14 protein-coding genes are annotated in these 21274 nt (G+C 43.6%); 5 read left to right on the forward strand and 9 right to left on the reverse strand.

Translation table 11 applies throughout. The features are described 5' to 3' along the window. Nucleotides 1–668 precede the first annotated feature (668 nt). The 4 genes from RDO37_RS01360 to accD all read right to left on the reverse strand — a co-directional run bounded on the left by RDO37_RS01360 (nt 669) and on the right by accD (nt 6498). Nucleotides 669–1463 (reverse strand): Nif3-like dinuclear metal center hexameric protein, encoded by a 795-nt coding sequence (locus tag RDO37_RS01360; protein WP_308497852.1) that lies wholly within the window; start codon nt 1461–1463, stop codon nt 669–671. A 178-nt stretch (nt 1464–1641) separates the two neighbouring features. Next, nucleotides 1642–2532: an SPOR domain-containing protein gene (locus RDO37_RS01365; protein WP_308497853.1), complete on the reverse strand. Its 891-nt coding sequence runs from the start codon at nt 2530–2532 to the stop codon at nt 1642–1644. Nucleotides 2533–3063: 531 nt separating this feature from the next. Further along, complete coding sequence (locus RDO37_RS01370; RefSeq protein WP_308497854.1) at nt 3064–4911, reverse strand: glutamate ligase domain-containing protein; 1848 nt, start codon at nt 4909–4911, stop codon at nt 3064–3066. 549 nt (nt 4912–5460) lie between these two features. Next, entirely contained in the window at nt 5461–6498 is a 1038-nt protein-coding gene (gene accD / locus RDO37_RS01375) for an acetyl-CoA carboxylase, carboxyltransferase subunit beta (RefSeq protein ID WP_308497855.1), read from the reverse strand. 530 nt (nt 6499–7028) lie between these two features. On the opposite strand from accD, the gene RDO37_RS01380 reads away from it, so the two are divergent. Continuing rightward, entirely contained in the window at nt 7029–7979 is a 951-nt protein-coding gene (locus RDO37_RS01380) for a toxin-antitoxin system YwqK family antitoxin (protein ID WP_308497856.1), read from the forward strand. Between the two features lie 423 nt (nt 7980–8402). Here the strand turns inward: RDO37_RS01380 and RDO37_RS01385 are convergent, their stop codons facing one another. Beyond that, nucleotides 8403–9335 (reverse strand): endonuclease/exonuclease/phosphatase family protein, encoded by a 933-nt coding sequence (locus RDO37_RS01385; protein WP_308497857.1) that lies wholly within the window; start codon nt 9333–9335, stop codon nt 8403–8405. 434 nt (nt 9336–9769) lie between these two features. Here RDO37_RS01385 and RDO37_RS01390 point away from each other — a divergent pair, with 434 nt between their 5' ends. Continuing rightward, on the forward strand, nt 9770–10771 hold the full coding sequence (locus RDO37_RS01390; RefSeq protein WP_308497858.1) for a GNAT family N-acetyltransferase: 1002 nt from the start codon (nt 9770–9772) through the stop codon (nt 10769–10771). A gap of 254 nt (nt 10772–11025) precedes the next feature. On the opposite strand, the gene RDO37_RS01395 is transcribed toward RDO37_RS01390, so the two are convergent. The 4 genes from RDO37_RS01395 to prmC all read right to left on the reverse strand — a co-directional run bounded on the left by RDO37_RS01395 (nt 11026) and on the right by prmC (nt 16269). Further along, nucleotides 11026–12363 (reverse strand): MFS transporter, encoded by a 1338-nt coding sequence (locus RDO37_RS01395; RefSeq protein ID WP_308497859.1) that lies wholly within the window; start codon nt 12361–12363, stop codon nt 11026–11028. A gap of 334 nt (nt 12364–12697) precedes the next feature. Then, the gene (locus RDO37_RS01400) at nt 12698–13657 is read right to left on the reverse strand and encodes a hypothetical protein (RefSeq protein WP_308497860.1); all 960 of its coding nucleotides are present in this window, start codon (nt 13655–13657) and stop codon (nt 12698–12700) included. 552 nt (nt 13658–14209) lie between these two features. After that, a complete protein-coding gene (gene kdsA / locus RDO37_RS01405; RefSeq protein WP_308497861.1) occupies nt 14210–15061 on the reverse strand; it encodes a 3-deoxy-8-phosphooctulonate synthase in 852 nt (283 codons plus the stop codon). A 329-nt stretch (nt 15062–15390) separates the two neighbouring features. Then, complete coding sequence (prmC, locus tag RDO37_RS01410) at nt 15391–16269, reverse strand: peptide chain release factor N(5)-glutamine methyltransferase (RefSeq protein WP_308497862.1); 879 nt, start codon at nt 16267–16269, stop codon at nt 15391–15393. Between the two features lie 669 nt (nt 16270–16938). On the opposite strand from prmC, the gene RDO37_RS01415 reads away from it, so the two are divergent. From RDO37_RS01415 to RDO37_RS01425, 3 genes are all read left to right on the forward strand, one after another. Then, entirely contained in the window at nt 16939–17100 is a 162-nt protein-coding gene (locus tag RDO37_RS01415) for a hypothetical protein (RefSeq protein WP_156907489.1), read from the forward strand. A 1803-nt stretch (nt 17101–18903) separates the two neighbouring features. After that, nucleotides 18904–19830, forward strand: a complete 927-nt coding sequence (locus RDO37_RS01420; RefSeq protein ID WP_308497863.1) for a flagellin — start codon at nt 18904–18906, stop codon at nt 19828–19830. 18 nt (nt 19831–19848) lie between these two features. Next, on the forward strand, nt 19849–20775 hold the full coding sequence (locus RDO37_RS01425) for a flagellin (protein WP_308497864.1): 927 nt from the start codon (nt 19849–19851) through the stop codon (nt 20773–20775). Nucleotides 20776–21274 lie beyond the last annotated feature (499 nt).

Below are 21274 nucleotides of genomic sequence, written 5' to 3' on the forward strand. Positions count from 1 at the left end.
TGCTCAAAACGCTCTCTAACTCGCCGCCGCTTAACTAAGTCTATTCAATGCGCTCTAAAGTTAGCTCTGCACTGAATGGTTAAGTTAGCGCATTCAAAGCGCTCTTAAGTTAGCCGTGCACGCATGGTTAAGTTGGCGCATTCAAATTGCTGTTAAGTTAGCCCTGCACAGCATGGTTAAGTTAGCGCATTCAAGGCGCTCTTAAGTTAGCCGTGTACGCATGGTTAAGTTGGCGCATTCAAAGCGATCTTAAGTTAGCCGTGTACGCATGGTTAAGTTAGCAGCTACGAGAGAGATGCATGAGCAAGTGAGATAAGTGAATTACGCAATAATCTATACACGAGAGTATGCATAATACAACAAAGCTCACATTTTCACACAGATTATACGCGCCAAAACCTTGCCAAAACATAGCAATGATATTAGTGCTCAATTAGCTAGTGATAAAAGCGAAGCAAAAAGTGTTTTTGCACATGATGTGCGGCGTTAGCATGAAGCGCTAATACTTGTTTTTGCGTGAGGGCGCGGTCTTTTTAGAGCTTATGGTTGGCTTGAGACTGGGTTGATTTGGATTGGATTTTGTGGGGCGTGGTTCTTGGATTGGATAGCAGTAAGAGCGCTAGCTCTTACTGCAGTTATGATTTGATTTGCTTGAGCTAAAGTTGCTTTTACTGATCTGGGTCAGCTGCAAAAGTTGGCACTGCCTTTTCGTAGGCAAAGTGAGTAGCAAAGTGCTTGAGCTTAAACTTCTTGGCTAAGTGGTCGCCTAAGAGGTTAATCGCTTCTTGCTCGGAGGCATGATGGCCGCAGACAAATACTACGGTACCAGTTTCATTTGCCATGTGGAAAGTTTGCTCATTAACATCACCAGTTACTAAAGCCTGGAATGATGGGCACTTGTCATCATCAAGTAAGAATGAGCCTGAGCCTGAGCAAATAGCTAAATCGTCGATCATCATGTCCTCAGTGATGTTACCAAGTACAGAGATCTTAGTATCTAAACGATGGCATAAAATAGCCACAATCTCTTGAACAGTTAATGGCTCATTGAGCTTGACGCGCATGCCAATAGAGTCTTTTTTGCCTGGCTCAACGTAATCAACAACATCACCGCCTAAGATATGGGCTAAGAAAGCGTTGTTACCAAATTCAAGGTGAGCATCCATTGGCAGGTGATAGGCAACAAGATTGATATTGTTGTCCATCAGAGCCTTAACTCTCTGATAGTAGTTACCAACTAAGCGTGGATCAGCACCTTTCCAGAATAAGCCGTGGTGCACAATTAAAGTATCAGCGCCAGCTTCAACAGCAGCATCGATGGCCTCTAAAGATGCAGTGCAAGCAGTTGCGATCTTCTTAACCTCATCAGAGCCAGCAACCTGCAAGCCGTTGTATGAGGCATCACGAAATGCTTTAACGTCTAAAGTTTCATCAAGATAAGCAATCAGTTCTTTAAGTTGCATGTCAATCCTCACTCACATATTAATTTAGCCATCAAGCAGCTAATTTAGCGTTTTCTAGCGCTCCATGTTAAGCAATTGTTATCCACGTAGCGCTAGATTGGTGCTTGAAAGTAAGCGCCAAGCAGTTAATTGTTCTTTAGTTCTTTAGCTGCAGTCGATGAGCTTGTGGCGCTAAAAACTAAAGAGATACGACCTTACTTTGAGTACCGCACAGCTTGTTAATCTGTGGCACTAAGTTATTGAGCTCATTTCTGTTGTTGGAACGACCGGCATAAACGCGGTACAAGGTGCGATTGCCATTGCTATCAGCAACCATGTAGTAAGAAATACCAGCACCCTTGAGCTTTCTTACGATATTGTCTGCATTCTCTTTCTTGCCAAACACGCCTACCTGAACTACAAAAGACTCAGATGGGCGAGTACCTGCTACTACCTTAACACCCTGAGGGATTGGCTTTTGAGCTACAGGAGCTGCTGGTGCTGCAGGAGGGTTTTTCTTAGCATTATTAGCAACTAAAACCTCGGTCTTTGGAGCTGCTGGCTTTACCTGTGGAGCAGGCTTTACTGGAGCTGGAGCTGCAGCTGGCTTTTGAGCAGGACGAGAAGCAGTTAAGATCTCATGAGCACGCTCAGCCTCTGACTCTTGCTTTTTAGCTGGAGTATTGGCTGAGAAGTCATTCATGACTACACCATTTCCAATGGATGCATTCTGACTCTTGCTTGGAGCGCCTAAAATCTCCACACCCTGATTTGGCTGAGCATTGTCTGGCTTTTTGTTGCTAGCTAAGTGGTTTTGCTGTTGAGCTGATGGCTGCTTTTGTACTTGAGGAGCTGTCAGAGTGCCACTTTGACCGCCTAAGGCTAAAGCTTGCTCTAAATCAGGAGTAGATTGAATCTGCAGCTGACCATTTTTGTCCTTGATAGCGCCATTTTGATCGACTGCTACGGCCTGATTGTTCTCACGGGTCATCATATCCTTAGACAGGATCACAGGTAAGAAGATCAATACTGTCGAAGCAATGATTAAAAATCCAACTATTCGGTTTCTCAAACTAGTACTGATAGCCATATCAAGCTCCGCTGCTCAGACGAATCAACAATCTACTAAAAAATCTAAGGTTTGCGCCTACTAAAATCAGTGTGACGCCACTAAGTGTGGTACATGTGTTCGTACTATCAATTTCATCAAGCACAACACATCTCTACAAAGAAAAAGCAAAGATCTTAAATGCTAATGCCACGATCTTTAAGATCATGCCCTTGTGGCGCGATCTTCTTTGTAGTTATATAGTTTAGCGCACCGCGCCCTGATCCGCATTAGAAAATCTCTACTGAGTACGTATTTGCAAACTTTAGCACAAAGAATTACCACGATCTGTCAGTCAATAATCTAGATCTGTAAGTCATGCTCATATAACAAGGCCTCAAGTGCCTACTTGATCATAGGCAACCTTGAGGCCTGTTTAGCTAGTCCATACACCTTGCTTGTAGCCTTCTTCCAATACGCAGTGCAAGGTGAGTGGTGGCGTAGCGTGCAGCTAGCTTAATGCTTTGTGCATTGTGCTTTGCGCCTGGTTGCTTTGCTAATTGCGGATGTGCGCTAGGCAAGAGCGCGGCTTGCCTCGGCTACGGTAACAAATGAGCCCATCACGATGATGGTGTCATCCTTAGTCGCATCACTCTTAGCCTGCTTAAGGGCATCAGCTACGCTATCAAATGACTGCACCTTAGCTGCACCATTGGTAAGCTTAGTTAAAGATGCTGCTAAGCGCTCCTTACTCTCACCACGTAAACCTGGCAATGAGGCTACGTAGAAGGCATCAAAGCTTGAGCTAATGACCTCAAGTACGCCCTCAATATCCTTATCTTTGAGCATACCAATTACGGCAATGCGCTTGTGATCTGAAGCTTGCTGAGCTTGATTGGATTGCCAAGCTTGCTTATCTTGCTCAGCGTGCTCACCTTGCTTTGCATTGTCATCATTGGAGATGGTGGCAAGGAGGCGGTCACGTAAGTGCACGGCGGCTGGGACATTGTGGGCTACATCTAAGTAGATGTCTGGCTCAGATCCTACGTGCTGCATACGACCTGGCAGTACGGTGTCCTTGACTGCATCCTCAATGGCCTTGAGCGTGCGGTAGTCATTTCCAATGCCAAACATAGCATTAAGCATAAAGATAGCCTTTAATGCTAGTCCTGCACAAGCTATTGGAACCTTTGGATAAGGGAAGAAGAGCTTGAAGCTCATGGACTTGTCGCGATAGCAGATCTCATGGGTACGGCGCATTGGAGGAGCAGAGATATCGTAATCTTCACTTTGCTCACCACCATCTTGCTTTTCCACCACTTTAACGTAGAACGAGTCATTCTCGTAAAAGGCGGTAGCGTCCTGCTTCTTGACGTTAATCATGATCTCGCGACGAGCATCATCGTCCATACCACTACCCACGATCACGGAGCCGTAAATATTGATAATGCCGGCTTTTTCATGAGCAATCTTTTGGGTGGTGTCCCCAAGTACCTTCATATGGTCAAGGCCAATTGAGGTAATGATGGCAATATCGTTGTAGAAGATATTGACGCAATCTAAGCGACCGCCTAAACCTACCTCAAGCACTAAGAGCTCACATCCTGCGCGTAAAAATGCTCGCATGGCCGCTAAGGTGGTGATCTCAAAGTATGACAGCTCAACAATGTCATTCTCTAAAGGACGAGGCATGCTTTGAATGGCCTTGAGCGCCTCTTTAGTCTCATCGGCAAAGCTTGTTTCAGATGAACAACAAGAGCATGACTTGTTAGCACTAGAAGTCGATGAGTTAGCACCTGTCTCTTGATTATCATTGCACTGAGAGTCGCAAGTACCAAAACCGCAGCTATCAGCGCCTAAGTACTCGCGCTTGTGATCCTCACTGTTAAAGGAGTCGCTGTACTTATCACTTTCGCTCTCTTCTTGAGCTTCAGCCTCTTCACGGGCATCAATATAAGCCTCATCATACAGTGCTTTGACGCTATTATCGCTAAACTGAGCCTGAATAACCTCGCTTAAGCACTGCGATAAGAGCTCATCACTGATGTCAACACCAGCAATCTGTATGCGCTCATTGAATTTAAATAAATGAGGTGAGGTAAACAGACCTGTTTTGACATTAAGGTTGTTCATCGCTGCAGCAATTAAAGCTGAGGTTGAGCCCTTTCCATTAGTGCCGCCTACAGTAACAATTGAGGTCTCGCTTACGATTAAGTCCTCAAAGAGGTGCATACGCATGGCCACTTCACGAATACGATCATGGCCTAAGCTCATGCAATTTGGATCAATGGCATTAAGGTAGTCTTCCCATGCCTTGATATCCCAATTGCTACAGGTGCTATGAGCTTGCTTTAGAGCATCAAGTAATGCTTTGGCATCACGCTGAGCTACCTCACCACCGATAGTTTCATACTGAATCATACGCAACCCCTAAAAAATGACATAAATGCCGGCAAGCAAATATAAACACCATGTGCCCAATGTTGGTAGCCATCAAGCACGTACCTAAACCTAAACTTGTAGGCTGAGCATACCCCGCCAATTAAACAGCTAACACCTAGTCCTAGTGCGTTATAGACTAAGCATTTGGACTATGCAAACATGCTACATTACGCGTCAGCAGTCATAACGCATTGTGCGCTGCGAGTGGTCAGGCATGCTAATGCATGGCGTCCTTAGCAATACGCGTTATGCGCTGCGCGTTATCAGCTGTGATAACGCATGGCGTGCTGTTCTCTGTGCATTAGCGCTGCTATCTGCGCGTTGTGGGAATTTAGCCTAAAAAAAGCAGTGTTAACTCATTGAGGATAACACTATTTAAACCTTTAGAACTTAACTATAGCCATGGCTCTATTGTGCCGTGACTTTGTTAAATTTTGTAGGCTAAAACAAAAAGAGCCGCATAATCTGCAGCTCCTTAGTGACTGCACTGTCGCAGTCTAATGATAATTAGTTTAAGAACAAATTATCTTAGTCTTTCTTGCTTTCACGACGACGTGACTTGCTTGGCTTGTCATCAGACTTTTGTGCATCGTCTGCATCAGCCTTAGCAACAGCGGCGCTCTTCTTGTCGCTCTTCTTAGCCTCAACACTTAAAGCTGCAGGAGCTTCAGTAATCTGAGAGTCGGCCTTAACAAAATTAGAGCCATTTAAGGTGTAGCCCATCATCTTAGCGATGAGATCAGAGATTTGATCACGCATGTCCTTACGGGCAACAATCATATCGATAGCACCCTTTTCAAGTAAGAACTCAGCGCGTTGGAAGCCCTCTGGTAACTTCTCACGTACGGTCTGCTCAATTACTCGAGGACCAGCAAAGCCGATAAGAGCATTAGGCTCAGCGATATTTACGTCGCCTAACATAGCTAAGGAAGCTGATACACCACCCATGGTTGGGTCAGACATTACAGAGATGAATGGCAGATGTGCATCATTCATCTTAGCGATAACAGCAGAGGTCTTTGCCATTTGCATTAAGGAGAGTAAGGACTCCTGCATACGAGCACCACCGGAGGTGGAGAAGCAGATAAGAGCACGGTTCTCATTAATACACTCATGAGCTGCTTGGCAAAAACGTGCACCAACAACTGAGCCCATGGAGCCTGCCATGAAGTTGAACTCAAAGGCACACACAATAACAGGGATACCCTTTAAAGTGCCTTTCTCAACAACAATAGCATCCTTCTCGCCAGTGGCTTTCTGAGCTGAGGTATAACGCTCCTTGTAACGCTTTAAATCCTTGAAGTGTAAAACGTCATGCGGCTCAAAGTTTGCGCCGATCTCTTCACGATTACCATCGTCCAGGAATGCATTAATGCGAGCACGAGCCTTAAAGCGCATGTGATGACCGCACTTTGGGCACACATTGAGATTACGCTCCAGCTCTGAGCGATACAGCACTTGTTCACAGGAGTCACACTTAGTCCAAACTCCTTCAGGGATCTCGTGCTTGCTATTGCTGTTAAATAACCCCTTGGCACCTTTGGCAATTTCATCCATCCAGCCCATAAAAAGCTACCCTCTTTTCTGACCTAAGATCTGGTCTACATGCAACCTAGATAGTCTAAAAGTAATTGAGACACTTAATTAAGCTTCTACTTGTGCTTAACTGTGTCTTTTAGACAGCAAATAGTTTGCAAGGTTAATTGAGTTACCGACGTACTGTGGTAACAGAATACTTTAAGACAGCCACATAAATACCGTCTTTAAGGTGCTCTATCTTCTGATTTACATCAGGACTTACCTAATTTAGGCACTAGCACCTAACAAATTGCAAACACTGATTATATACAAAACCGAGCAAAAGCGCACCTATTGTGCAACATGCACGACAAAAGCCGATAAACAAGCCATTTTGACAAGGCATTTCAACCAAGAACAGGCAAGATGGCATCTAGCGCACAAATTAAACATATATCACTCAATGTTGCGCTGTGATTGTGACAAACTAAGTGTAATTATCATCCATTTTTTACAAGTTTAGGCAAAGCTCTTATGTGGCTGTGTCAGTAACAACTCATTTTTGTAAGGTTGAGACTATGCAAAAACTCTATTTAGCAGGCGCTGCAGCACTCTTTGTCATTGGTATTAGCTCAACTGTAGCCTATAACTATCGCTATCATCTGTACGACTTATTACCATCAACTGATGAAAGTGAGCTTACTAATACTGATGGGCTCATCTACGATAAAAATGGCAAGTTGTTCACTGGCCGTGTTAAGGACTCTACTGACACAGGCTATAGCATCTACAGCTACAAGGATGGCGATTTAGATGGCCTCAATGTCGTGTTTAGCGAGGGTAAACTCCGTGAAATTGGCCATTGGGTGGATGGTAAGCAAAATGGCCTGTTTGAATCATGGAATCAAGAAGGCATCCTCATTGACCACGGCACCTTCAAAGATGGTGAGCGTGATGGCCAAACCGTGCAGTACTATCCTGATAGTGGCAATCTAAGAGTCAAAGCTCAGTACAAGGCTGGCAAACTAAATGGCATGGTAGAGCAATACTATCCATCTGGCAAATTGCAGTTTAAGCACAACTTTGTCGACAATCAGCTGCACGGCACCGCTCTTGATTATTACGAAAACGGAGTGCTCAAAAGTAAGGTTAACTTTGAGCTTGGAGTGCAAAACGGCCCGTACCAAACTTTCTCTGAAAGTGGCAAGCCACTTGAAGAAGGCTCCATTCAAGATGGCAAGCGTCATGGCCACTATAAGACATACTTCCCTGACTCAGACAAGGTTGCTATGGAAGCAAACTTTAAGCTTGGTAACTTAGACGGACAGATGATTAGGTACCGCCCTGACGGCGCTAAGGTCGTGCAAAACTACGTCAATGGCAAGCCTGATGGATATCAAAAAAACTACAGTCCTGATGGCAGACTCATGGGCGAAGTTGAGATGAAAGATGGTCGACCAACAGGCAGATTTAAACTCTATGACCAACAGGGCAATCTTGTAGAAGAATCAGAAGGTATCAAGAACTAAGATAGAGACCTTTTAGAGAATACCGAATACGAAATCATCATCGATGATGCTTCGAGTGTGCGCTCGATTAGTAGCATCTAGTGAGAGCACGATTAGTATCGATGACGCATCTAGTGAAAGCTCGATTAGTATTAATGAGCTTGATGAGGGTAAGTGATTCAGCGCTAGATGTGCTATTAGATGCAAGAGCCCTGATTGTCGCCAATGCTGCAGCATAAATGCGAGCACGTCATGATGCCAGGGCTGATGATGGATGATCTTCAAGTTTAGAGCACGCTCATGGGCGAGGGGAGCGTTTATTTGTTTGTTATTTTTGTGGGAGTATGAAGTAAGAAGGCAGCCGAAGCTGCCTTAAATCGTCTAAGGGAAAAGATATTAAGGGTGAGGCACATAAGTCCCTTGTGCTTATGTGCCTGTGAAGTATTACCGCTCGATGAGCTGTAAATCGGCAACTACAGGGCGATGGTCAGAGATGGAGGCCCAGTTAATCTTGTTTTCTTTTGAGGTAGGCACGTGTACAGTGCGAATATGCCATCTTTGACCGCGCGAGGTGAAAATATGGTCAAGATCAGCCATTGGATTTAAGGCTGGCCAAGTGCGCATCTTGTAGGCCTCTTTATCCACCACCGGATCCCAGTAACGCTGCAGTTCAGCGATGTTTTCTGAGTTGTAAGTATCGTTGAAGTCGCCAGCTAAAATCTTAACTTTGGTAGTGAAGCTTTCGATATTCTTTAAAGTGATATTTGCAACAGCTAAGTCATTAAGTCTGGTGATTTGGCGACGCTGCAGTACGTGATCTTCCTTGTAGTCAAGATGAGTATTCATCATCACTACAGGGCTATCAAAACGTGGATGGTCAATTTCACAAATCAGCACAATACGTGGCTCATCTACCCCCTCTTGGCCGTTAGGTAGATTAACTACCTCAAAATTCTTAATCGGGTGCTTAGATAGAATAGCCATTCCATACTCGCCACCATCAAAATCCATGGTCTTGGCAAAGGCATATTCCATATTTAATTCTTTGGCGATAAATGCAGCCTGATCTAAATTGCCAGAGCGTACTGTGTTTCTATCCACTTCATTAAGGCATATCACATCTGCCTTTAAGGACTTAACGGCCTTAACTACATCCTCAACTGAAGAGAGCATAGCTGCGCCAATATTGTATGTAGCCACACGAATACTTGGCTTTTTCGAGGTGTAGACCTTATCGGTAATACCCATCTTGGCTGATGCAATTACAGGAGCTGCCGCCTGGCTATCACCAATATCCTGAGCAAAAGCACTAACAGAGCACAATGATGCCGCCACGAATGTTGATACTAAAAGTTTTGAAAGCTTGCTAAGTTTCATACCACACAACCTTGAAGTCTTTTTAGCTCGACAAAGCAACACCCATGTCGCTTTAGCTTAGCTATAACCACCTTTAGGCAAATGGACTACACAAAGAAGATCGTTAAGTGCTTTTGCAGTATCGCCTTGCAATATTAATTTGCTCTTTAGCTACCTGCTTTTGCCTAAGTAATGGCATCAGGTTAGGTCTATAGGCGCTTTATGTCCTTGGCTCTCATCACAGATTTGTATTGAGCTAACTTACATCTGTGGCAAAACTGTATACTAGGTCACAACAAGCAGTGCCGCCAAAGGCCCATGTATCTAGGGCAGAAAGCTCTTTTGCACTGAAAATGTACATGCATTGCTAATAGCTATGTACAAGGTAGAAAATTACTCACAGTAACTTAGAATTTATGAGCTGTTAATTAAGATTTCACACAGTTAGGTATCACATGTCTGAGCTAGATCTAGATAAGTTTCTAGTATCCATCGAGCACTATGATCACTCACGTCATTTTGACAAGGTGTTCTGTTTAGCTTGTGAATACCTCTCATCTTTTCGCATCTACAGCTCCTCAAGCCTCTACTACAATGGCGCAAGTTCCTGTAAGCAACCTAACAGCACCTTAGTGCAAGCTAACAGCTCACGGCTGCAAACTAATAGCTCATACAGGCAACAAAGCGGCTTAAGCTGCAGCAACTGTGATGCTCCTCTTGAGCAAACTAGCACGTGTCTGCAATTGTGTGAGCAGTGCTTTGTCTCTGAGAAAGCTTACTTAGTCATCAAACAGTCTAAAGAAATCTGCGAGCGCTTGGTTAAACGTTGTACGGCAATGCAAGTAGCATCTGAGTTTTTAGACAACGCCAAGCTTAATGCGCTCATTGATGCCGAGCTTAAGCCACTCTATTGTCAAGAGAGCAGTGATAAGCGCATCCCTCGCAAGCTGCTGTGCGAAATCCTTGCTCACATCATCCATTTACTCACTGCTGGCCATTGTCTTCTGGCCACTGTAAGTCCTTTAGCAAAGTCTACAAACGGCACCGCCGAGCATTTATCAAGCTCAGTAGTTGGTCTACTGCACTATGAGACAGGCAATTACAGCAAAAACCCTGCATTGCTCTTAGAACAAAGTGGTAGTGATTTTGATTGCAGCTCTCCTCATATCAACAGCTATTGCTATATATCTAAGGTCTACGTGCGCCCCGTATGCCGCCGCCAAGGTATTGCAACCGAGCTCATCCATGCCGCTGGCGACTATTGTGCACAGCAAAACTCAATAGAATCACCAAATCCTAGGCAAGCAAAAACACTGCTCTTCCTCGATACCATCCGTACTTTTGCCCCTGCTATCAGTCTCTACGCATCGCTATCTTTTAAGCACTTGCCTGCCACGCTGCTTCCTGACAACTTTGCCTTTGACTCGAGCAAAATGTACCTCTACACCCTGCGCTAGCCCATGCCATGCTATGGCATAGCATGCAAGGCATGGCATGGCATGGCAAGGCATGCTATGGCAAGGCATGATAAGGCACAGCATTGAAAGGTATGCAAAAGATCTGGCTGTCATAGCAATGCATGGGGTGTTCTAGAGCAATGAGCAACAGCATAATGCAAAAGAGCGTGGCATTAAGACAAACTGTGTCCAAACTGCCACGCTCTTGAAGAGAGCGAGATTGTCTGCTTATTTGAGCAAGTAAGTGTCTCAAACTAACTTTTGTCTTGCTTACTGAGCTTTTCTTGCTCGGCTAGTTCGGCATATTCAGCAGCACGTGCTGCATGGTACTCACTGAGCGCCTGATTGGACATTCCAAAATCATGAGAAGGTGCAGCAGTTGATGGAGCCATGGAGATACCGTCTTGATTGTTCTCGTTTTCTTCTACCTCTTTGAGGTCAGCAAAGTAGCTCTCGTGCTTTGTGTAATATAAGAACAGAGCATAAGCACCAATGGCAGCTAATACAGCACCGAAAATGGTGACATAAGCAATACTCATATCGTAATCAAAAGGCACACCACCGACATAAGCGCCCATGGCATTGCCAAGATTAAAGGCTGCCTGAACCATAGAAGCTCCTAAGAGGAGACCGCCAGGCGCACAGCGTAAGATCGATACCTGCTCTGGTGATGAAATCGCAAAGAGCATACCTGCAGCTAAGCACACCAAGATAATACAGGCCACAGGATTGGAACCAAAGGCGCTGATAGCAAGCAAAATGAAAATGGTCATAAACTGGCAGACAAAAGCTACCTTGCCTGGAGTATAGCGATCGCACAGACGACCAGAGACTAAGTTAGCAATCACCATGGATCCCCCCATAGCCGCCATAATCACAGACACGCTTTGTAGTGGCAGCATAGCATAGTCAGTTAAGATTGGGCTGATGTATGAGTGCATACAGAAGATACCGGCATTACCAAACATGGTTGCAACCAGCACTAACCACGGAGCAGGATGTCTTAAGAACAAAAACTGTCCTTTTAGTCCAGTATCTTTTACCTTACCAACATCTCTAATCCACAGTATGGCTGAGAGTAATACGAGCAGCCCCCATACAGTCACGATGTAGAAGATGCTGCGCCAAGACATGGAATGAGCTAAGGCTGTTCCTAATGGCACACCAAAGATATTGGCCACCGTCATGCCTGCCACCATGATGGCTACTGCTGAGGTTCCTTTACCCTTAGCAGCAAGGCGCTGCGCAATGATCGAGCCCACTCCAAAATATGCACCATGAGGCAGGCCAGCAATAAAACGAGCGCCGAGCATAGTCTCAAAGGTTGGAGCAAAGGCCGTTAGCACATTGCCTAAGATATGCACCAAGATAAGAGAAATTAAGATGCTCTTAAGCTTCATCTTGCGCATCACAATAGTGACAAAAGCACCCACCGCCACGCCCACAGCATAGGCAGATATAGCATGACCACTTTGCGCAATTGAGACATCAAAGTCTTTAGCCCAATACGGTAGCAATCCCATAGCTACGTATTCGGCAATACCTAAACCTAAAGTGCCGAAAGACAAAGCAATTAAGCCTTTGATGACCATAGCGCCTCTCCATTACTAAACAAGGCAACAAGCATAGACCAAAGCCGTGCAGAAACTACTTAGCTAGTCCATGTGAAAGACTAATGCGGCCTATTGTACATGAGTGCTGGACTCAAATTATCTACTCAAATGCTATCGTTATTAACAATCTGAGCCTTGCTAACACACTTGTTTACAATCAAAAAGCGCTTGGGGGCTCTATCCAATCACGTTTTAAGCAATACCACTAGCAAGCGCTCGTGCAAGTGATTTTTGTTCCTGCCAAAATGAACAACGCCCCAAGAGTTAGACCCTTGAGGCGCTGCTTTAAAATTTGCTATGCCTTCGTCAAATGCTATTTCTTAGCCTTAGACTCAGTGGCTGCTTCAGTGTTCTGAGGCTGCTCAACAATGGCTGGGCCTACAGAGCGTACTGAAACTTCCCAGATGTATGGCTGACCAAACTCTAAAGAAGAAGTACGCCATAATGGCTGCTCATCTTGTAAGTTGGTATCAAATACGAGCTTAACGTGATCGCCCTCAACGAGGCCTGCAGTTAAGATCTTCATCTGAGGATTTAAGTTCTCGAAGTTCAGCTCCTCGTGGTAGAAGCCTAAAACATTACCATCACGGTCAATGCGCTTAGTCAGGATACGAGCAGAGGTGTTATCACCAATCTTCATACCGTCCTTCTTAGCACCGTGCTCTAAGAAAATACGATAGCCGCCGTGAGTACCGAAAGCTGGATCAGTAAACTTCTCCACACCTTCAACTGCAGCAACTTCCTTAAAGAACTCCTCAGAGTCAATTAAGTTCATTTGATACTGAGTAGCCTCAGCAACAGCACCGGCGTCGTATAAAGCGTGTGGCTTAAAGGTACAAGCAACACCTTCCTTAGAGTAAACAACAGGACGCTCCATGTCGCAGTACTTAGCAACAAAGACTAAAGAACGGGCTTCGTTTAAGGCATTCTGGTTAGCCAGTAACTGAGCCTGAGCCTCTTTTTCCTTAGCAGAAGTCTTTTTATTATCTTTGCCTTTGTTCTGTGGAGCCTCATCTAAGATTGGCTGTGGCACATAAGCAACAGTATCACCAAGCACGCACTTTACATTGTTAACGTCCATGGTGAAGCAAACGTGGTTACGCTCTTTGATATCGGAGGCAGTAGTTACTAACTTAGTAGAATCCTGAGTCTCAACAGCAGTTACAGCGGCTGCACTTGATGCGTTGGAATCATTGCAGGCGGTTAACATTAAAGTAGCGCACAATGCTGAGAAGAGTGCTGTTTTGCTAAAAGGACTGTAGTTAGTAAGCATATTGATGCTCCGATTGTTCGATATTGTATTGTAGCTTTGACACCACACACATGGTTAAAGCTTATAAATTACGACTTATAGCGTTATGCTCAGTGCTTTGGTAACTTCATAAGTTGGCACATGGCAACGTATAGCAAGGTCTGTTAGATGAACTTGCGATTTAGCTATAGCAAAAAAATTGGTTACTTAAGTAAGGTGCAATGCCTGTATCTGTGAGCTAAAAACTCTCAAGCATATGGCAATTTTATGGGCACCTAAAATTGTAGAGTGTGCATTATAGCTACATTTTGTATGCTATGCACTTAGTAACTAAACATGATCCACAATGATCAGCTCAATAACCAAGGACACTACTGCCACAAGGTGCAAAGCATGTCCTTGCCCAAGTGAACAGGCATTATTAGTGTGAGCAGGCATGATTAGTGTGAACGATGCCTTTTGGCAGGTGCTCATACTATCAAAACTTAGATAGTGAAAAATTAGGATATATCCTTAAGTTGAGAGCACCTGCGCTCTTAAGCTATTGCGGCCTAAGCTAAAGAGCTTGCTTAGTTATTCAATTACTAAATTAGCTTGAGACTTAATGAGCTTATCGAGCTCAGCAATTTGAGCAATGAATGGCTCAAGTAAATCTAATGGCAGAGCGCTTGGGCCATCGCACTTAGCCTGAGCTGGATCTGGATGAGCCTCTAAGAATAAAGCTGCAATCTTAAGAGCAACACCAGACTTGGCAAGCTCTAAAGACTGAGAACGACGACCGCCAGAGGCTTTAGCATCAGCTGCACGGCACTGCAGTGAGTGGGTAACATCAAACACTAAAGGAGCGTTGTTGCTGACCTTCTTCATCACGCCAAAACCGAGCATATCAACTACGAGATTGTCATAACCAAACTGGCTACCACGCTCACAGATCATGATTTGATTGTTATTGGCCTCTTCAAACTTTTCAATAACATTGGCAACTTGTGCTGGAGCCATAAATTGTGGCTTCTTTACATTAATTGGCTTGCCTGTTAGTGCCATGGCGTTAACTAAGTCAGTTTGACGAGCTAAGAAAGCTGGAAGCTGCAAAATATCAACGTAAGGAGCAACCTCTTTACACTGATATGGCTCGTGAACATCGGTAATGATTGGGACATTAAATTCCTGCTTTAAGCGCTTGAAGATCAACATACCCGCATCAAGACCAGGACCACGGTAAGAGTGGTTAGAAGAACGATTGGCCTTATCAAAGCTTGCCTTGAAGACATAGTTGAGACCGTACTTTTCACACACTTGCATGAACTTTTCGCAAGTACGAGCTGCTAAGTCGTAGTCCTCAAGTACATTAAGACCGCCAATGATAGTCAATGGAAGCTCATTACCGATCTCAAAAGAACCAACCTTAATCTTCTCAAGTGTCATATCAAACCACCAAATTGCTCAATCTTACGCATGACTCTAGCCTCAAGCTCATAAATAGCAAAAGGCACTCAAGCGCAGGCTAAGAATTTTTAGCCACTGCCACAGAGGCGTATTAACTAGCTTTCAGTATCTATGCTAAAAGCTAAAACAGCTATTTTAACCTAAACTCATACCATTTTCTTGATCTTTTGCCTATTGAGTTCGCCTCAGCCTAAATACACGCAACGAGCTCCAAAATAAATGCGCAAATTATCAGTCACATGGCCATATACATACAGACCAATTAGGCCAACTACCGCCTAAGATACTGCAGTTATCAGTAATTAATCTTATGAGGCCCATTTACCAAAGGTGATACGGTCATTACCGCCGTAGTCTTTTGCTGATACTACTTCGATATAGCCAAGATCTGTCATGATCTTTTGTACGGCTGCAGCTTGATTGTAGCCATGCTCAAAGATCAAGAAACCGCCTTTATTTAAATGCTCGCGAGCTTCACTTGCAATCAGCCTAATATCAACTAATCCATCTTTGCCTGATACCAAAGCACTCAACGGCTCAAAGCGAACATCGCCCGCACTTAAATGCGGATCATTTTCTTCAATATATGGCGGGTTCGATACAATCAAATCAAAGGAATGGCATAGAGCAAAGTTAGTATCCTCAGAGGCAACTTTGTCAGACTTTAAAGCCTCAAACCACGATCCAAGCATGAAGGTAACGCTAAGATCATTAAGTCTGGCATTTTCCTTTGCTACCTCAAGAGCAGCGGCACTAAAGTCAACTGCATATGCATCAAGTAGTGGACGCTCTTTCTTTAAAGACAAAATGATTGCTCCAGTACCTGTGCCTAAATCGATTACGCTCTTTAACTGATGCTCATCAATTAAAGACAAGGCCTTTTCTACTACCACCTCGGTATCTGGTCTTGGGATCAGCGTATCTTTAGTAACTTTTAAAGTAAGCGACCAAAAATCGCGCTCTCCAATCAGATGGGCAATGGGATGTCCTACCTCACGCTTAGCTACTAAGTCCTTAAAGGCCGCAACTTGCTCATCAGTTAGCTCTTTATCATCGTAGACAGTAAGCATGGTAAAGGACAGACCTGTCACATGCATCATTAACAGTTTGGCATCAAGCTTGGCTGACTCGATACCTTGTGCCTCAAAAGACTGGATCGCTTCTTTTAATAATTCTCTTAATTGCACGTGCCTATCCTCATCTACTTAGACCATGAGCCGGTATTGCGGTCTTGATTGTTGCCCAGTCGCATATTGTACTGACTAAGCAATAGCAATCAGCAAAAATTGGGAACAAAGTTATCAAACTGGCTATATATGCCCTTCGTATCAGCCACACAGTCCGTGCAAAATATACAAAAGCGCCACCAGACTAAAAAATTAGAGCCTCAAGGATCAGAAGCATCTACACAGCAAATTGTGATTAACAAAGGCCCTCACTCATAAGCGTTCGCATTATTATGAGGCAGTAAAACTAAGGCAAAACCCATCCAAGAACGGCTTATTCATCGCAAACAGTTGTAACTGAAAATTTGAAGCATAAAATTTGATCCACATCACATAAAATTTGTGATATAGTTCACATAAATTAAGACTACCTAGTACTGATGATTCAATTAGTTTTCAGATAGTTGCTTCTTTAGGTTCGTAAGCTCCATAGCAATCAATCTTGCTATCAACTAAGTCTCACAAGAGACTCGAGCATATAGTGCTATCACTGCACTAACCTAGCCTTTGACAGAATTTAGCTTAAGCACATAGTCACACCATTAAAAGAATAGACGCCTATGGGACTCAAACGGCGCAGATGGTTGTGCTTAAGAAACTAACTAACAAAAGATTTAAACAGGTAATATTATGACTAACATTATGTACAGCATCCTTATGAGCTTATCTTCTTCAATCGCTGCTCCATACACTGCTAAGACCACTGCAGTTGCAGCTAATGTAAGCTCCAACAATAAGACCAATGAGCAGGTTGAGCAATCAAATCCTGCCAACGTAGTAGCCTCTCACTAATTGAGAGACCACCAGAGCGCACCTCTGAAATAAGTGTATCGTGTTATGGCCAAGCAATTGGCCATGTAGAAAAGCAGCTTCGGCTGCTTTTCTGCTATCTACCCACCTCAAATTACTCCCGCAATACATAAATAACCGCTGGACTCTCTATACCCACCTTCTTAGCCACAATCTCAACCACGCCAATCAGTCAGGCCTATGTGCAATACCAGCAGCAAACAATCAAGCGCCTTCGAACTTTACTTTGTAGAGCCTATATTTACTGACATTTGAATAATAACGAACCATTGATAAAGCTCATGACTTTGCTGACTAAAAGAATAAAAACATTAAGAGTCTAGATTTGCATCTTGCACTGATAAGCAGGTGATAGCGCTAATGGCCAAGCAGGTGTTATTTACCAAGAATACTCAGAGATCACGGCTCTTAAAGAGCTCAGATTAGCGTTTCACTAGCCTGCATGAGAACTAGAGAACACAGAAGATAAGATAACGAATGACGCGCTACAAGATCTTGTAGGCAGGTGAGGGTTTCAAACTATTGGGAGTTAATCAAAGCATATCCATATCTTTAGCACAGCATCTGCTTAACTCATATTTTAGACAAAACGAAGAGATCAGCATCTGCTATACGTTAGTGCATGCGAACGCTAATAAATCTCAAACAAAAGACACATGTCTAAGTACCGCTAGCAAATTTACAAACGAGACTAACAGCAACAAGGCCATGATCTCTTACTTAAGACAAAAGTCCCATGTGTTCACATATCGCCTCAGATCACAACGAATATTGTCCATAAGCATCACTTAAGATAAGCACACACTAAGACTAAATCCCAATAGAAATAAAGGTTTGCTATATTAAGTTGCGTATGCAACATTGAGTAAAGTTACCACTATTTCCAACAACTTAAAACAACCAGCTTTTCAGTGCACAAAGTGCGTGCTTGATACAACCAACGGATATACAAGCAAATAGCTCATTAACTGCTAGCTAAAACCATATACAATCGGGATTTAGAAGCATCTCAGAGAAAGCTCTCAACAAACAACATGTTGCTTGTAACGCGTATCTAAAGATCACTCCAAACTTGGCACCAGCAAAAATACAGCAAGCTTTTACAAATAAACTAACAAAAAGATCGCTGTTGACATCTGATGGCAAAATAAAGTTTCAAACCTGCCAAACCAATTAGTTTCTCAAAGCAATTTTCCGCAAGCGTATAGATTTAGTGCATTTGCATGACAATAGATATAACTAATGTATCTAGGTTACATAAAGCCACAGCACTGCTTTGTTTTAGCAACTAAAACGACCATTCCTATATTTAAGCCGGCCTCTACCCAACTTAAAGCTAATTCGTTATAGCAACACCTTGTCTAATAAGTGCTAATAACGAGTTTCATTATGATTTACACCCATTTTCACTTAATACTCAACAATCCGCATTAAATACGCTTTTGAAAGACTACAGCATCCGTTAAACAGAAAAGTCTATTAAACAAAACCTTACTGGTCTTACACATTTATGCTTATTGTTTTGTGTAAAATACGATTAGGTATATGTACCGGATCTGTTTTATGAATTTAGCCAAAGCAATACAGCCTTTTGCAAAATCATTACTCACATTAGACCACATCTAATGTGATCAGCTACCTAGTTGTTTTGAATGCTCACTTTTCAGGCAACTATCAAGATTACATTTGGCCAGAAACGCTAAGCCACCAACCTCATGGTGCTGCTATCCGGATACTACTTCACTCATCAATAGATTTTGAAGCATCAAATAATAGGATTGCACTATGGCAGTTTATGTGAACACAAATTACAGCGCTCTCCAAGGCCAACGCTACTTAAGCAACGTCCAGAATTCCTTAACGACTACCTATCAAAGGCTATCTAGCGGTATGAGGATCAATAGCGCCAAAGACGACGCTGCTGGTCTCCAGATCGCCGACCGTTTAACCTCCCAAATCAATGGATTAAATCAGGGAAATCGTAACGCATCTGACGGTATCGCCCTTGCTCAGACCGTAGAATCAGGCATGGACGAGATCTCAGGAATGCTCCAAAAGATCCGTACTTTAGCAGTTCAAGCTAATAACGGAACTAATACAGCCGAAGATAAAGCCTCTCTCTCAAAAGAAGCCTCTGCTTTAGCAACTGAAATTAGCCGCATTGCAAGACAGACAACATTTGCAGGAAAGACTCTGCTTGACGGTGCATACAAAACCTCCATCTACGGCGAAGGTGGTAATAACAAGTCAAAAGGTGGTTCCATCACTTTACAAGTTGGATCAAACAAAGGCGACACTATCTCATTTTCAGTCAATAACATGGTGTTCTCTGTCATAAGTAAGAGAGCATATGGTGACTTTGACAACAAGATGAAAGATAAGGGCGTTCAAGTTCAAGGTAATGCTGTTACTTTCAAATTTTCTGCCGCAAGTGTTGCTGCATACACTATCGTTATGATGGATCAAATGATTGCAGATGTTGATGCACAACGTGCCAATTTAGGCGCGACCCAGAACAGACTTGAGTCATCTATCCGCAATCAGTCAAATGTTGCTGCTAATGAAGCTGACGCTCGCAGCCGTATTCGCGATGCTGATTTTGCTGAAGAATCCGCCAACTTATCTCAACAGTCAATCATCCAGCAGGCTGCCGCTTCTATGCTTATGCAGGCTAACACTCGTCCTCAGCTCGGCCTGAGTCTTTTAGGCTAATAGTAAGGAGTAATTCCCATGGCAGTTTATGTGAATACAAATTACAGCGCCCTTCAAGGCCAACGCTACTTAGGCAACGTCCAGAATTCCTTAACGACTACCTATCAAAGGCTATCTAGCGGTATGAGGATCAATAGCGCCAAAGACGACGCTGCTGGCCTTCAGATCGCCGATCGTTTAACATCCCAAATCAATGGATTAAATCAGGGAAATCGTAACGCATCTGACGGTATCGCCCTAGCTCAAACTATCGAGTCAGGCATTGATGAGATCTCGGGCATGCTCCAGAAGATCCGTACATTAGCCGTTCAAGCCTCCAATGGCACAAACACCGCTGAAGATCGTACTTCATTAGCAAAAGAGGCAACTGCATTAGTAAATGAGATAAGCCGTATTGCCAAGCAGACCACATATGGTGGTGCTTCTGTTCTTCGCGGAACTACCAAAGGTGCGATCTACAATACAGTAGCTGCAGCCGGCGCTAACTTGAAGGCATCAAATGGCGGCAAAATGACCTTGCAAGTTGGGTCTAATAAGGGCGATACGATTTCATTTGATGTTGCATCATTCATTTTCTCTCACTTAGTTAAAGGTGCAAAAGCTAATACTAAAGCATTTGCTAGTATTAAGGGTGATGATCAGGCTGTAAAGTTCTCTGCTGTATCAACAGCACAGGCCATGATCGAGGCCATGGATACATTAATTGCAAGAGTCGATGCTCAACGTGCCGATCTTGGCGCGATCCAGAACAGACTTGAGTCATCTATCCGTAATCAGTCTAATGTTGCTGCTAATGAGGCCGACGCTCGCAGCCGTATTCGCGATGCTGACTTTGCTGAAGAATCAGCCAACTTATCACAGCAATCAATCATTCAGCAGGCTGCCGCATCGATGCTGATGCAGGCTAATACTCGTCCACAGCTTGGTCTAAGTCTGTTAGGTTAATATGAGGGGTACGCTTCAATGGCTGTTTATGTGAATACAAATTACAGCGCTCTTCAAGGCCAACGCTACTTAGGCAACGTCCAGAACTCTCTGACGACCACATATCAGCGTCTATCTAGCGGAATTAAACTAGTCAACTAATCTTTGCATATTAAATCATCGGCCTTTAAATATGCCGTTGATTGACTGCCAGTTTTTTAACTTTAATAATTTATACCTCTTTTTTCACTACAGTTGATTGAGGAACAATGTATAAACTTCCTCTCGAAACTGTTGAGGAATAGGTTAAGCAAAAGGCCGCAGTTCGTGATCACGAACTGCGGCCTTTTTGATCAATTATTGACAGCTAGCAATACTTAGCTTACTAAATCCCATATCCCAAACCGACTCTGACACTAGTTAACTAATCTTTGCATATTAAATCAAATGCCTTTAAATAGGCCTTTATTCATCTGCTGCGGAACTGGTAAAGCAAAAGGCCGCAGTTCGTGATCACGAA

This window comes from uncultured Anaerobiospirillum sp. (genome assembly GCF_902485895.1).
Lineage (GTDB): Bacteria > Pseudomonadota > Gammaproteobacteria > Enterobacterales > Succinivibrionaceae > Anaerobiospirillum > Anaerobiospirillum succiniciproducens.

What these genes read in the sequence shown, in the direction of transcription:
- RDO37_RS01390 (WP_308497858.1), top strand. Translation starts at nt 9,770, where the DNA reads ATGTCTGAGCTAGATCTAGATAAGTTTCTAGTATCCATCGAGCACTAT.
- RDO37_RS01420 (WP_308497863.1), top strand. Translation starts at nt 18,904, where the DNA reads ATGGCAGTTTATGTGAACACAAATTACAGCGCTCTCCAAGGCCAACGC.
- RDO37_RS01395 (WP_308497859.1), bottom strand. Translation starts at nt 12,363, where the DNA reads ATGGTCATCAAAGGCTTAATTGCTTTGTCTTTCGGCACTTTAGGTTTA.
- RDO37_RS01370 (WP_308497854.1), bottom strand. Translation starts at nt 4,911, where the DNA reads ATGATTCAGTATGAAACTATCGGTGGTGAGGTAGCTCAGCGTGATGCC.
- RDO37_RS01425 (WP_308497864.1), top strand. Translation starts at nt 19,849, where the DNA reads ATGGCAGTTTATGTGAATACAAATTACAGCGCCCTTCAAGGCCAACGC.
- kdsA (WP_308497861.1), bottom strand. Translation starts at nt 15,061, where the DNA reads ATGACACTTGAGAAGATTAAGGTTGGTTCTTTTGAGATCGGTAATGAG.
- accD (WP_308497855.1), bottom strand. Translation starts at nt 6,498, where the DNA reads ATGGGCTGGATGGATGAAATTGCCAAAGGTGCCAAGGGGTTATTTAAC.
- RDO37_RS01365 (WP_308497853.1), bottom strand. Translation starts at nt 2,532, where the DNA reads ATGGCTATCAGTACTAGTTTGAGAAACCGAATAGTTGGATTTTTAATC.
- RDO37_RS01415 (WP_156907489.1), top strand. Translation starts at nt 16,939, where the DNA reads ATGACTAACATTATGTACAGCATCCTTATGAGCTTATCTTCTTCAATC.
- RDO37_RS01380 (WP_308497856.1), top strand. Translation starts at nt 7,029, where the DNA reads ATGCAAAAACTCTATTTAGCAGGCGCTGCAGCACTCTTTGTCATTGGT.
- RDO37_RS01400 (WP_308497860.1), bottom strand. Translation starts at nt 13,657, where the DNA reads ATGCTTACTAACTACAGTCCTTTTAGCAAAACAGCACTCTTCTCAGCA.
- RDO37_RS01385 (WP_308497857.1), bottom strand. Translation starts at nt 9,335, where the DNA reads ATGAAACTTAGCAAGCTTTCAAAACTTTTAGTATCAACATTCGTGGCG.
- RDO37_RS01360 (WP_308497852.1), bottom strand. Translation starts at nt 1,463, where the DNA reads ATGCAACTTAAAGAACTGATTGCTTATCTTGATGAAACTTTAGACGTT.